The following is a 12,688-nucleotide window of genomic DNA, read 5'->3' as shown; positions in this document are numbered from 1 at the left end:
AGCCCTTCTTTGTGAGCGCTTCGCACTCAAGCGGGAGCAAGCTCCCTCGCCACAATGACTCACAGAACAACATTGCGATTCAGACCAGGTTATTGCTCCGATTGTCGCGCCAGGGCAGCCTTGGCCGCGCGCAGGCGACGAATTTCCTTCGGATCAGCCAACAAAGGTCGATAAATCTCCAATCGATCAGCCGCCTGCACCACTTGATTATCTGGATCGGCAACCACCTTGCCAAAAATCCCCACCGGGCAAGTCGCCAGGTCCAGCTCCGGGAATGCATCGGCAATCCCCGAGCCCAGCAGCGCCGCGCGAACACGGGTGCCTTCCTGCACCACGCAGGTGCGCAAGACCTGGCGGTCCACTGCGGCATACACCACTTCTATCTCAATCAACGCTTGAGCTCTGCGTTCTGCTTGGCCCGCAGGCAGAACGCGTCGACCAAGGTATTGGCGGCCTGATTGAACAGTGGCCCCAACGTCGCTCGCACCAGCGGACCGGCGTAGTCGAACGACAGGTCCAGGCTGATCTTGCAGGCCTTTTCACCCAGCGGCTTGAACACCCAGACGCCGTGGAGCTGATTGAAGGGCCCCTCTTCCAGGTTCATTTCGATGGACTGTCCTGGCACCAGCGTATTACGCGTGACGAAGCGCTGGCTCAAGCCGCTTTTGGCAATGTTGAGACTGGCGCGCATCTGGGTTTCGGAGCTTTCCAGCACCTCGGCGGATGAGCACCACGGCAAAAACTCCGGGTAGCTCGCCACATCGTTGACCAGGTCATACAGCGCCTGCGCCGGGTAGGGCAGCAAGGCCGAGCGTTGAATATGTGTCGTCATGTAAGCGTCACTTCCACAGCTGGGCGGCAAATACTACGAGAATGCCGATGGGCGCCACGTAGCGCATCAAAAACAGGCTCAAGGCAAACAATACCGGGCTGCGCAGGGACAATTCATCGCGCACCGCTTCACGCCCCATGACCCATCCTGCAAACACCACGAAACACAAACCACCCAGTGGCAGCATGATCCGTGATGTGAAGAAATCAATCACGCCGAAGAAATCCAGCCCTCCGGTTGCGCCCCACTGGTAGAGATGAAACAACCCGCCTTCGTTCACGAAAAACTTCGCTTGCTTCCATATATTGAAGGAAAACACCGTGCCCAGGCCGACAAACCAGCAGGTGAACGCCAACCAGAAGGTTACCCAGGCGCGGCTGATGCGGGTCCGCTCAACCAGATAGGCCACCATGGGCTCCAGCAGAGAAATGGCCGAACTCCAGGCCGCGATGGCCACCAGGACGAAAAACACCACGCCCATCACTTGGCCGAAGGCCATGCTGCCGAAGGCGAAGGGCAGGCTGACAAACATCAACCCCGGTCCTTCGCTGGGGTTCAGGCCAGCGGCGAACACAATCGGAAACAATGCCACACCCGCCAGCAGCGAGACGAAGGTATCCAGCAGCGCGACGCCGACAACGGTTCGGGTCAGGGAGGCGTTCTTGGGCATGTAGGCGCCGTAGATCATGATCGAACCGACCCCGACGCTCAGGGAGAAAAACGCATGCCCCATGGCTGGCAGCAGGCCATCCAGGACTTTCTCCGGCTGGAAGTCGAACATGAAATGCACGCCCTCCATGAAATGCCCGGTGGTCATGCTGTAGCCCAGCAACACCAGGATCATCACGAACAGCAACGGCATCATGATCCGCAGGCTGCGCTCAAGCCCGGCCACCACGCCCCGGGCAATCACCACCGCCGAGAGGACCATGAAGATCGTGTGCCAGAGGGTCAACCTCCAGGGATCGGCGATCACGTTGCCGAAGTAGGCGCCCACCTGATCCGGCGTAGCCCCTTGGAAATCCCCGCGGCCCATGTCGATGATGTAGTCCAGGGACCAGCCACCGACCACGCTATAGAAAGACAGGATCAACAGCGCCGTGATCATCCCGGCGAAGGCGCCCCACGACCACTTGGTCGAGTGCCCCGCTTCCACCGCCAGCACCTTCAGGGCATTGGCCGGGCTTTGCCGGGCCCGGCGCCCGATCAAGGTTTCGGCCAGCATCACCGGCGCGCCGATCAGCGCGATGCACGCCAGGAACATCAATACGAAGGCGCCGCCACCGTAGACGCCGACCATGTACGGAAACTTCCAGATACTACCCAGCCCCACGGCGGAACCGGTCGCCGCGAATATGAAGACCCAGCGGCTAGCCCAACTGCCGTGGACAGAAACCTTGTCTGTCGACATCGTGATCACGCCCAAGCGTTCAAAAAAGAGGCCGCATTGTCCGGGATTCACTCAACGTGCTCAAGCACGCAGCTTCACCGTAGCCGACACGCACGCAACTGCCTATAATGCCGCCCCTATGGCTAAACAGAAGAAACACCCCACAGGGACCATCGCGCAAAATAAAAAGGCGCGACACGATTACTTCATCGAACAGCGTTTCGAGGCTGGCATGGTCCTGGCCGGCTGGGAAGTAAAGAGTCTACGTGCCGGCAAGGCGCAACTGGTCGACAGCTACGTGCTGCTCAAGGACGGCGAGGCCTGGCTGCTGGGCAGTCATTTCACGCCGCTGACCACCGCCAGCACCCACGTGATCGCCGACCCGACGCGCTCGCGCAAGCTGCTGCTCAACAAGCGCGAGCTGGAAAAGCTCTTCGCCTCCGTGCAGCAGAAGGGCTACACCTGCGTCTGCACGTCGTTGTACTGGAGCAAGCACTTGATCAAGTGCGAAATTGCCCTGGGCAAGGGCAAGAAGGAATACGACAAGCGCGATACCGAACGCGAACGCGATGCCGGCCGCGAGCTGCAGCGCGCGGTGCGCAACAAGGGCAAGGAAGACTGATTCTTTCGCCTTGAGACCGCTTTCGCGAGCAAGCCCGCTCCCACATTGGATCTTTAGCGAACACAGAATATGTGTACGACAGTGATCCAGTGTGGGAGCGGGCTTGCTCGCGAATGCGGCCGCCCAATCACTATAGAACCAACTGGCTACATCCCCTTGCGCCGCTCCGCCCGCGCCACACGCTGCACCTCCTGGCGCACCTCTTCCAAGACTTCCTGCACATACAAGATATGTCGGCTGGACACTTCCCGCGCCTGTTCGGCGTGCCCGTCCATAATGGCCTGGTACAACTCCCGATGCTGGCTGATCAGCATGTCGCGGGTTTCACTGCGCTGCTTGTACATCCCGCCGATATTGGTGACGACGTTGCGCTTGAGCAGGTCGAACAAGCCGCGAATGGTGTGCAGCAAGACCGCGTTATGACTGGCCTCGGCGATCGCCAGATGGAACCGGGCATCCGCCGCGCCCTCCTCGGCCCGGCTGACCTCGTCGTGGCGCGAGTAACAATCCTGCAGCTCGTCGAAGGCCGCCGTCAGCCGCTCGCGATCCACCTCCGTGGCCCGCAGTGCCGCGTAATAGGCGCAGGACGCCTCCAGAGTGTGACGGAACTCCAACAAATCGCGCTGTGCCTCCGGATTGCTTTCCAAAAGCTGCAGCAGCGGATCACTGAACGTCGAGCCCAGCGACTCCACCACATAGTTGCCGCCGCCCTGGCGACTGATCAACAAACCTTTGGCCGTCAGCTTCTGGATCGCCTCACGCAACGAAGGGCGTGACACGCCGAACTGCTCGGCCAGGGTCCGTTCGGCGGGCAGCCGCTCACCCGACTTCAGCGTGCCCTCAAGGATCATGCCTTCAAGCCGCTCGACAATATCGTCAGACAAACGGCGCTGACGAATCTGATCAAACCCCATAACTCAATTCTCCACGATCCCGACGGCTCGCCGGGCTCTCTATTCTGGCCCATCCGGGCCGTGCCCACACCCACCAAAAGCCCATATGTTCGAACGGATCAGATGCCCTCTGCACCGCTTATTCGACGAAAGTTTCAGCGAGGCAAATTGACACACGACAACCAAGGCTTTTACCCTAGCCGTCAGCGCTTGTAAATTGGTATTACCAATTAACCAAAGCCGCTGACCAGTGCCTGACCAACAACAATTAGGGGCCCACCCACTATGCAAACCTGGCAACAGCTCTACAGCCCGCTCGGCAGCCTCGGCTTGTCCGCACTCGCGGCCGTTATTCCCATCGTGTTTTTCTTCCTGGCCCTGGCGGTGTTTCGACTCAAGGGGCATGTGGCCGGCAGCATCACCTTGGCCCTGGCGATCGCCGTGGCGATTTTCGCCTTCAACATGCCCGCAGACATGGCCTTCGCCGCCGCTGGCTATGGCTTTGCCTATGGCTTGTGGCCCATCGCCTGGATCATCGTCGCCGCGGTGTTTCTCTACAAACTGACCGTCAAGAGCGGCCAGTTCGAGGTGATTCGCAGCTCGGTGCTGTCGATTACCGATGACCAACGCCTGCAAGTGCTGTTGATCGGTTTCTGCTTCGGCGCGTTCCTGGAAGGGGCCGCCGGCTTCGGTGCTCCGGTGGCGATTACCGCCGCGCTGCTGGTCGGCCTGGGCTTCAACCCCCTGTACGCCGCGGGCCTGTGCCTGATCGCCAACACGGCTCCCGTGGCGTTTGGCGCGCTGGGCATTCCGATCATCGTGGCCGGCCAGGTCACCGGGATCGATGCCTTCAAGATCGGCGCCATGACCGGTCGCCAACTGCCCCTGTTGTCGCTGTTCGTGCCGTTCTGGCTGGTGTTCATGATGGATGGCCTGCGCGGCGTGCGGGAAACCTGGCCGGCTGCACTGGTGGCTGGCTTGAGCTTCGCCATCACCCAGTACTTCACTTCCAACTTCATCGGCCCGGAACTGCCGGACATCACCTCCGCCCTGGCCAGCCTGGTTTCCCTGACGCTGTTCCTGAAAGTCTGGCAACCCAAGCGCACCGCTGGCGCCCAGATTGCCGGCGCTACTTCCAGCGCAGCCATCACCGCCAGCGTCGGCGGTTTCGGCCAGCCGCGCAGTACCGTGGCTTCGCCCTACAGCCTGGGGGAAATCATCAAGGCCTGGTCGCCGTTCCTGATCCTGACCGTCTTGGTGACGATCTGGACCCTCAAGCCGTTCAAGGCCATGTTCGCCGCAGGTGGCTCGATGTACGGCTGGGTGTTCAACTTCGCCATCCCGCACCTGGACCAGATGGTGATCAAGGTCGCGCCCATCGTGATCAACCCCACTGCCATTCCGGCCGTGTTCAAGCTGGACCCTATTTCCGCCACCGGCACGGCGATTTTCTTCTCGGCACTGATCTCGATGCTGGTGCTCAAGATCAACATCAGAACTGGTCTTACCACTTTAAAAGAGACCTTCTACGAACTGCGCTGGCCCATTCTTTCCATTGGCATGGTGCTGGCGTTCGCCTTCGTCACCAACTTCTCCGGCATGTCCTCGACCATGGCCCTGGTCCTGGCCGGCACGGGCGCGGCGTTCCCGTTCTTCTCGCCATTCCTCGGTTGGCTGGGCGTGTTCCTGACCGGTTCCGATACCTCCTCCAACGCGCTGTTCGGCTCGCTGCAAGCCACCACCGCGCATCAGATCGGCGTCAACGACACCCTGCTGGTGGCGGCCAATACCAGCGGCGGCGTAACCGGCAAAATGATTTCGCCGCAATCGATCGCCGTGGCCTGCGCGGCAACGGGGCTGGTGGGCAAGGAATCGGATCTGTTCCGTTTCACCCTCAAACACAGCCTATTCTTTGCAACGATTGTCGGCCTGATCACGTTGGCCCAGGCCTACTGGTTTACCGGCATGCTGGTTCACTAAGTCCTACACGCAATACTGGAAAAACCGACGCCGACCCGTGACTCGGCGTCTGCTATTCACAACCGGGTCTGCAAGGCTGCTGAAAGATTTCCTGGCTATATTCAGCGGCCTCAGCGGACGGATAACCGGGACCACCCGGAGACACGCCTGATGAGCGAGCTTTTTTACAACGCCGTACCGAACGCGACCCGTGTCGCCCCGCCCTTGCCCGAGCCTCGGCAGTACCCCAGCGAGAAACCTCGTCGGGTCTACCTGTTCGGCACGTGCGTGGTGGACCTGTTCTACCCCGAAGCCGGGATGGATGCGATTCATCTGCTGGAGCGCGAAGGGATCCAGGTGGACTACCCGCAAGGGCAAAGTTGCTGCGGGCAACCGGCCTACACCTCGGGTTACACCGAGCAGGCGCGGACAGTGGCCCGGGCGCAACTGGCCTTGTTTGCCGAAGACTATCCGGTGGTGGTGCCCTCGGGTTCCTGCGCCGGCATGTTGCGCGAACATTACGCCGACCTGTTCAAGGATGAACCGGACACACTCAAACAGGTTCAGGCCCTGGCGGCCCGGACCTATGAATTGGCCGAATTCCTGTTGTTTGTCTGCACGGTGCAGCTTCAGGACAGCGGCGAGCCGGTGAAGGTCGCGTTGCATACGTCTTGCTCGGCACGGCGTGAGATGAATACCCACCTGCATGGCCGCGCGTTGTTGGCGCAGTTGCGTAATGTGGAGCGAGTCGAACACAGCCACGAAAGCGAGTGCTGTGGCTTTGGTGGGACGTTCAGCGTGCGCATGCCGGATATTTCCGGCGCGATGGTGGCCGACAAGACCCGGGCTCTAAGGGAATCCGGCGCGCATCAGGTCGTCAGCGCTGACTGCGGTTGCTTGATGAACATCAACGGCGCGCTGGAAAAGCAGCAAGAGGCACTGCGCGGCCAGCATCTGGCGAGCTTCCTCTGGCAGCGTACCGGAGGTGTCGCATGAGCACGCCGACGCTGATCCCGACCGTTGCGGTGCAGGAAGATTTTCGCGCCCGAGCCCACAAGGCTTTGGACGACACGCAACTGCGAAACAACTTTCGCAGTGCGATGGATTCACTGATGACCAAGCGGGCAGCGTCCTTCAGCGATGCCCACGAAAGAGAACACCTGCGAGTGCTGGGCAATGCCGTCCGCGCCCGCGCGTTATCCAAGCTGCCCGACCTGCTCGAGCAACTTGAAACCAACCTGACCCGCAACGGTGTGAATGTGCACTGGGCGGAGACGGTGGACGAAGCCAACGGCATCGTCCTCTCGATCATCCGCGCTCACGAGGCGCGGCAAGTGATCAAGGGCAAATCGATGGTCAGCGAAGAGATGGAGATGAACCATTTCCTCGAGGCTCGGGACATTGAATGTCTCGAATCCGACATGGGGGAATACATCGTCCAGCTCGACCACGAGAAGCCTTCACATATCATTATGCCGGCGATCCACAAGAATGCCGGTCAGGTCGCGTCCTTGTTCCACGACAAACTCGGCGTGGAGTACACCAAGGACGTTGACCAACTCATTCAGATTGGTCGCCAGGTGTTGCGACAGAAGTTCTTCGAGGCCGACATCGGCGTCTCCGGCGTCAACTTCGCCGTCGCCGAAACCGGCACGCTGCTGCTGGTGGAAAACGAAGGCAATGGACGGATGTCCACCACCGTGCCGCCGGTACATATCGCCGTGACCGGCATCGAAAAAGTCGTGGAGAACCTGCGCGATGTCGTGCCGCTGCTCTCGCTGCTGACCCGCTCGGCCCTCGGCCAGCCGATCACCACCTACGTCAACATGATCTCCGGGCCACGCAAGACCGATGAGCTGGACGGCCCCCGAGAAGTCCACCTGGTGCTGCTGGACAACGGCCGCAGCCAGGCGTTTGCCGACAGCGAACTGCGCCAGACCCTGAACTGCATTCGCTGCGGCGCCTGCATGAACCATTGCCCGGTCTATACCCGAATCGGCGGTCATGCCTACGGCGAGGTGTACCCGGGGCCTATCGGAAAAATCATCACCCCGCACATGGTCGGCCTGGCCAAGGTCCCGGACCACCCGAGCGCGTCTTCGCTGTGCGGTGCCTGCGGTGAAGTGTGCCCGGTGAAAATCCCGATCCCTGCCCTGCTGCGGAGGCTGCGGGAAGAAAACGTCAAGGCGCCGGACAGTCCGAACCAAGTGATGCGCGGCCAGGGCAGCAAGTACTCGCCCAAGGAGCGTTTCATCTGGAATGCCTGGGCCTGGCTCAACAGTTCGCCACGGTTGTATCGGCTGTTCGGCTTCCTCGCCACGCGCCTGCGTGCCCTGACACCGAAAAACGTCGGCCCTTGGACCCAAAACCACAGCGCCCCCAAACCCGCCGCCCGCTCATTGCATGACCTGGCCCGCGAACACCTGAACCAGCAGGGAGACCGCCGATGAGCGCCAAGAACAATATCCTCGCCAAGCTGCGTAAAAGCCTGACGGGCACCACGCCGGTTGCTGACAACTTCGATGTCGAACTGGTGACGCAAACCTATCGCTATGCGCCCGAGGAACGTATCCCGCAGTTGCGCAAGCTGATGGAAGCGGTACACACGGAAATCCATCTGACGTCCGGCGAAGGCTGGCCGACCCTGCTGGCGCAATTGCTACGCGACCGTCAACTGCCGAGTTTGCTCATCGCCCCGACCACAGCGCACGGGCAAAAAATCACACAGTTCTGGGCGAACAATCCGGACCTACCAACTCTCAAGGCCTACGACCGCCCGGTAGAAGAATGGAAAGCTGAGTTGTTCAATGACACCCCCGCCAGCCTCACCGGAACCCTCGGCGCCATCGCCGCCACCGGCAGCCTGATTCTTTGGCCAACGCGGGAAGAGCCGCGATTGATGAGCCTGGTGCCGCCGGTGCATTTCGCCCTGCTCAAGGCCAGCGAGATCCGCGACAACTTTTATGAGGTGCAGCAGGAGTTCGAATGGGCCCAAGGCATGCCCACCAACGCCCTGCTGGTGTCGGGCCCGTCGAAAACCGCCGATATCGAACAAGTCCTGGCCTATGGCGCCCATGGCCCGAAGGATCTGGTGGTCTTGATTCTGGAGGACCAATGACCCTTCCGGCTCCTTTCCTGCGTGACGTGCAACAACTGATCCCGCAGCAGCGACGTTTCGACGACGCCTTGTCGACCTTGGCCTTCGGCACCGACGCCAGTTTCTATCGGCTGATTCCGAAACTGGTGGTACGGGTCGAAAGCGAAGATGAAGTGATTGCCCTGCTACAACTGGCTCAACGGGACCGGGTTCCGGTCACCTTCCGCGCCGCCGGCACCAGTCTGTCCGGCCAAGCCATCAGCGACTCGGTGTTGATTGTGCTGGGGGATAACTGGAACGGTCGCGAAATTCGTCAGCAAGGCACACAGATCCGTTTGCAGCCAGGCGTGATTGGCGCCCAGGCCAACGCCTGGCTGGCCCCTTTCGGGCGCAAGATCGGTCCTGATCCGGCGTCGATCAACGCCTGCAAGATCGGCGGCATCGTCGCCAACAACGCCAGCGGCATGTGCTGCGGCACGGCGCAGAACACCTATCACACCCTGGCAGGCATCCGCCTGGTCCTGGCCGATGGCACGCGCCTGGATACTGAAGACGACCACAGCGTGGCGGCTTTTCGTAAAAGCCATGGCGAACTGTTGGAGCGCCTGGCCACCCTTGGCCGCGAGACCCGCGCCAATACCGAGCTGGCCGCGCGAATCCGGCACAAATACCGTCTGAAAAATACCACCGGCCTGTCACTCAATGCCCTGGTGGATTTCGACGAGCCTGTGGATATCTTGAGCCATCTGTTAGTGGGCTCCGAAGGCACCCTCGGTTTCATCAGCGCGGTGACCTACAACACCGTCATCGACCATCCGAACAAGGCTTCGGCCCTGATCGTATTCCCGGATGTGGAAACCTGCTGCAACGCCGTCACCGTGCTGAAAAACCAGCCAGTCTCAGCCGTGGAACTGCTCGACCGCCGCAGCCTGCGCTCGGTGCAGGACAAACCGGGCATGCCGGATTTCGTACAGCATCTGTCGATCAATGCCTGTGCCTTGCTGATCGAATCCCGCGCCGCTTCTTCGTCGCTACTGCAAGAACAGCTGGCCCGGATCATGGCCTCCCTGACCGGTTTCCCGGTGGAAAAACAGGTCGACTTTACCGAAGACCCACGGGAAAACGCCCGGCTCTGGGCGATCCGCAAAGACACCTTTCCCGCCGTGGGCGCGGTACGCAAAGCCGGAACCACGGTGATCATCGAAGACGTGACCTTTCCGGTGGAGCAACTGGCCCTCGGCGTGAACCGCCTGATCGAGCTGTTCGACAAACATCACTACGACGAAGCGATCCTTTTCGGACACGCGCTGGAAGGCAATCTGCACTTCGTCTTCACCCAAGGCTTCAACAACCCTGAAGAAGTCGCACGCTACCAAGCGTTCATGGACGACGTGGCGCACTTGGTGGCGGTGGAATTCGGCGGTTCGCTGAAAGCCGAACACGGCACCGGGCGCAACATGGCGCCGTTCGTCGAGCTGGAGTGGGGCAGTGACGCCTACCAGTTGATGTGGCAGCTCAAACGCCTGCTCGACCCCAATGGCATCCTCAACCCGGACGTGGTGCTCAGCGAAGATCCGCAGATCCACCTCAAGCACCTCAAACCGCTGCCGGCCGCCGATGAGATTGTGGATAAGTGCATTGAATGCGGTTTCTGCGAGCCGGTGTGCCCCTCCAAGGACCTGACCTTGAGCCCGCGCCAACGCATCGTGATCTGGCGGGATATCCAAGCGAAGAAACGCGCCGGTACGGACACCACCGAACTGGAACAAGCCTACCAATACCAGGGCATCGATACCTGCGCCGCCACGGGTCTGTGTGCGCAACGTTGCCCGGTAGGCATCAATACCGGCGAGCTGGTGAAAAAACTGCGCAGCCGTGACGCGACGAAGACGAAAACCGCCAACTGGATTGAAGGAAATTTCGCCACCACCCTGCAAGGCGCCCGCTTCGCCCTGCACGTCGCCAACGGTGCGCGCATGCTGCTGGGCGCGCCCCGTCTGGCGAAACTGTCGGCCTCGTTGACGCGCCTGTCCAAGGGCCAGGTGCCGCAGTGGACCCATGCCATGCCCCAGCCGGAAAAAGCCATCCGGTTCAGCCCTAGCGTGTCGGACGCACGTCCGAGAGTGGTGTACCTGGCGGCGTGCGTGTCGCGGGTCATGGGCCCGGCGGCGGCGGACAAAGAGCAAATGTCGCTGTACGACAAGACCCGCGGCCTGCTGGAAAAAGCCGGTTATCAGGTGGTCTTTCCAGACAATGTGGACAACCTCTGCTGCGGCCAGCCCTTTGCCTCCAAAGGCTACACCGAACAAGCCGAGCACAAGCGCCAGGAACTGATCGGCGCCCTGCTGCACGCCAGCCGCGGCGGGCTCGACCCCATCTACTGTGACACCAGCCCTTGCACGCTGCGGTTGGTCCAGGACCTGGGTGACGTGCGCCTGGACCTGTACGACCCGGTGCGCTTCATCCGCACCCATTTGACGGATCGCCTCGACTTCATTCCCCAGGAAGCGCCCATCGCCGTGCACGTCACATGCAGCACGCAGCACCTCGGCGAAAGCCAGGCGCTGATCGACCTGGCGCGCAAGTGCAGTAAACACGTGGTCATTCCGGAGGGCATTCATTGCTGCGGTTTCGCTGGCGACAAGGGCTTCTCCACGCCAGAACTGAACGCCCACTCGCTGCGCTCACTGAAAGACGCGGTGCAGCATTGCAGCGAAGGGATTTCCACCAGCCGCACCTGTGAGATCGGTCTTACGCAGCACGGCGCCATTGACTACCACGGGTTGGTCTACCTGATCGATCGGGTGACCCAGGCCAGGGCCTCCTGAAGAAAAATAGAACCCTGGCGCACCGGCACAGTCCACTGATCAAGTCCCGCAAACGTGGGACCTTCCCAAAATTGGTAGCCGTCCTGATGGCCAGCGAAGCCTGGGCCCTCAGTTCAAGGAGAGAGATATGAAACGCTCTGTACTGCTAGGTCTGTTCGTAACTGCCTCCATGCTGGCGTCGTCTTCGTTTGCCACCGACCTCTGTGATACCAACCTGAAAACCCTTGAGAATGCGAAGACCCAGTATCAGGGCTCGGATATCGAGGCTAAAGTCGAGGCCAGCATCCAGCAAGCCAAGGCCCATCAGGCCATGAACACCAAGGAAGGCACCGAGAAATGCATCTCCGAGACCACCCAGACCATCCAGGAGATCCAGAAGGTCAGCAAAGACGGTAAAAGCTCCTGACCGCCTCGGGCCAACCTTCGGGTTGGCCTCAGACGCGGATTGGCGTACACTGCACCTGCCTGGCGCTCCAACAGATTCATGGAGCGGCAGGTTCGGGGCCGTTTAGGATTCGACGCCGGTTGCGAAACTTTAGGTGCATGCCGAGTTGGTAACAGAACTCGTAAATCCACTGTTGCAACTTCTATAGTTGCCAATGACGAAACCTACGGCCAGGAATACGCTATCGCTGCGTAAGCAGCCTTAGATCCTGAGCTTCTGGTACCTTCGGGTCCAGCAATCATTAGGGGATGTCCGTAAACCCAAAGTGATTGTCATATAGAACGGAATCGCCGTGCAGTACGTTGTGGACGAAGCGGCTAAAACTTACACAACTCGCCCAAAGCACCCTGCCCGTCGGGTCGCTGAGGGTTAACTTAATAGACACGGCTACGCATGTAGTACCGACAGCGGAGTACTGGCGGACGGGGGTTCAAATCCCCCCGGCTCCACCATTTCATCATCTAAAGACGTCCACGGACGTCTTTTTTTGTGCCTGAAATCCAGTAAATACGGGGGGTTCAGGGCCATTGAGCTCCACAGCGCTTCAGGCAGATCCATTTTGAAATGTATTCCAAGGCGTATTCCAAGCCCGTGACTGGTAAATTTTGGAATACACAAACAG

11 protein-coding genes and 1 other RNA gene are annotated in these 12,688 nt (G+C 60.4%); 8 read left to right on the top strand and 4 right to left on the bottom strand.

Translation table 11 applies throughout. From position 1 onward, the window contains the following. Positions 1-89: 89 nt before the first annotated feature. Genes AC515T_RS04000 through AC515T_RS03990 form a run of 3 tightly spaced genes read right to left on the bottom strand, consistent with a single transcriptional unit; the run spans position 90 to position 2,243 of the window. Complete coding sequence (locus tag AC515T_RS04000) at positions 90-392, bottom strand: RnfH family protein (protein ID WP_122569133.1); 303 nt, start codon at positions 390-392, stop codon at positions 90-92. Then, on the bottom strand, positions 389-832 hold the full coding sequence (locus tag AC515T_RS03995) for a type II toxin-antitoxin system RatA family toxin (RefSeq protein WP_496531528.1): 444 nt from the start codon (positions 830-832) through the stop codon (positions 389-391). The genes AC515T_RS04000 and AC515T_RS03995 overlap by 4 nt, the downstream gene beginning before the upstream one ends. Positions 833-839: 7 nt before the next feature. After that, entirely contained in the window at positions 840-2,243 is a 1,404-nt protein-coding gene (locus tag AC515T_RS03990) for a sodium-dependent transporter (protein WP_496531527.1), read from the bottom strand. A gap of 118 nt (positions 2,244-2,361) precedes the next feature. Between AC515T_RS03990 and smpB the strand changes: the two genes are divergently transcribed. Further along, positions 2,362-2,844: an SsrA-binding protein SmpB gene (gene smpB, locus AC515T_RS03985; RefSeq protein ID WP_003197663.1), complete on the top strand. Its 483-nt coding sequence runs from the start codon at positions 2,362-2,364 to the stop codon at positions 2,842-2,844. Positions 2,845-2,990: 146 nt separating this feature from the next. Here smpB and AC515T_RS03980 read toward each other — a convergent pair whose 3' ends face one another. Next, a complete protein-coding gene (locus AC515T_RS03980) occupies positions 2,991-3,758 on the bottom strand; it encodes an FCD domain-containing protein (RefSeq protein WP_186705975.1) in 768 nt (255 codons plus the stop codon). A 264-nt stretch (positions 3,759-4,022) separates the two neighbouring features. Here AC515T_RS03980 and AC515T_RS03975 point away from each other — a divergent pair, with 264 nt between their 5' ends. The 7 genes from AC515T_RS03975 (at position 4,023) to ssrA (ending at position 12,518) form a co-directional block, all read left to right on the top strand. After that, on the top strand, positions 4,023-5,717 hold the full coding sequence (locus AC515T_RS03975) for a lactate permease LctP family transporter (RefSeq protein ID WP_496531526.1): 1,695 nt from the start codon (positions 4,023-4,025) through the stop codon (positions 5,715-5,717). Positions 5,718-5,867: 150 nt separating this feature from the next. Continuing rightward, positions 5,868-6,692 carry a (Fe-S)-binding protein gene (locus AC515T_RS03970; RefSeq protein WP_496531525.1) on the top strand — a complete coding sequence of 275 codons (825 nt, stop codon included), beginning with the start codon at positions 5,868-5,870 and terminating at the stop codon, positions 6,690-6,692. Beyond that, the gene (locus AC515T_RS03965; RefSeq protein WP_496531524.1) at positions 6,689-8,146 is read left to right on the top strand and encodes a LutB/LldF family L-lactate oxidation iron-sulfur protein; all 1,458 of its coding nucleotides are present in this window, start codon (positions 6,689-6,691) and stop codon (positions 8,144-8,146) included. The genes AC515T_RS03970 and AC515T_RS03965 overlap by 4 nt, the downstream gene beginning before the upstream one ends. Then, the gene (locus tag AC515T_RS03960) at positions 8,143-8,814 is read left to right on the top strand and encodes a LutC/YkgG family protein (RefSeq protein ID WP_496531523.1); all 672 of its coding nucleotides are present in this window, start codon (positions 8,143-8,145) and stop codon (positions 8,812-8,814) included. The genes AC515T_RS03965 and AC515T_RS03960 overlap by 4 nt, the downstream gene beginning before the upstream one ends. Further along, positions 8,811-11,621: an FAD-binding and (Fe-S)-binding domain-containing protein gene (locus tag AC515T_RS03955; protein ID WP_496531522.1), complete on the top strand. Its 2,811-nt coding sequence runs from the start codon at positions 8,811-8,813 to the stop codon at positions 11,619-11,621. The genes AC515T_RS03960 and AC515T_RS03955 overlap by 4 nt, the downstream gene beginning before the upstream one ends. 127 nt (positions 11,622-11,748) lie before the next feature. After that, positions 11,749-12,027, top strand: coding sequence for a PA2433 domain-containing protein (locus AC515T_RS03950; protein WP_496531521.1), 279 nt, complete (start codon positions 11,749-11,751; stop codon positions 12,025-12,027). Between the two features lie 94 nt (positions 12,028-12,121). After that, positions 12,122-12,518, top strand: a transfer-messenger RNA (tmRNA) gene (gene ssrA / locus AC515T_RS03945). Positions 12,519-12,688: the final 170 nt, after the last annotated feature.

This window comes from Pseudomonas sp. FSO-7 (assembly GCF_059579345.1).
This window is presented reverse-complemented; position numbering and strand designations above follow the sequence as displayed.

Bases quoted from the DNA above. Each gene is read 5' to 3' on its own strand.
- AC515T_RS03980 (WP_186705975.1), bottom strand. From the start codon at position 3,758: ATGGGGTTTGATCAGATTCGTCAGCGCCGTTTGTCTGACGATATTGTC.
- AC515T_RS03950 (WP_496531521.1), top strand. From the start codon at position 11,749: ATGAAACGCTCTGTACTGCTAGGTCTGTTCGTAACTGCCTCCATGCTG.
- AC515T_RS03965 (WP_496531524.1), top strand. From the start codon at position 6,689: ATGAGCACGCCGACGCTGATCCCGACCGTTGCGGTGCAGGAAGATTTT.
- AC515T_RS03970 (WP_496531525.1), top strand. From the start codon at position 5,868: ATGAGCGAGCTTTTTTACAACGCCGTACCGAACGCGACCCGTGTCGCC.
- AC515T_RS03975 (WP_496531526.1), top strand. From the start codon at position 4,023: ATGCAAACCTGGCAACAGCTCTACAGCCCGCTCGGCAGCCTCGGCTTG.
- smpB (WP_003197663.1), top strand. From the start codon at position 2,362: ATGGCTAAACAGAAGAAACACCCCACAGGGACCATCGCGCAAAATAAA.
- AC515T_RS03955 (WP_496531522.1), top strand. From the start codon at position 8,811: ATGACCCTTCCGGCTCCTTTCCTGCGTGACGTGCAACAACTGATCCCG.
- AC515T_RS03960 (WP_496531523.1), top strand. From the start codon at position 8,143: ATGAGCGCCAAGAACAATATCCTCGCCAAGCTGCGTAAAAGCCTGACG.
- AC515T_RS03995 (WP_496531528.1), bottom strand. From the start codon at position 832: ATGACGACACATATTCAACGCTCGGCCTTGCTGCCCTACCCGGCGCAG.
- AC515T_RS03990 (WP_496531527.1), bottom strand. From the start codon at position 2,243: ATGTCGACAGACAAGGTTTCTGTCCACGGCAGTTGGGCTAGCCGCTGG.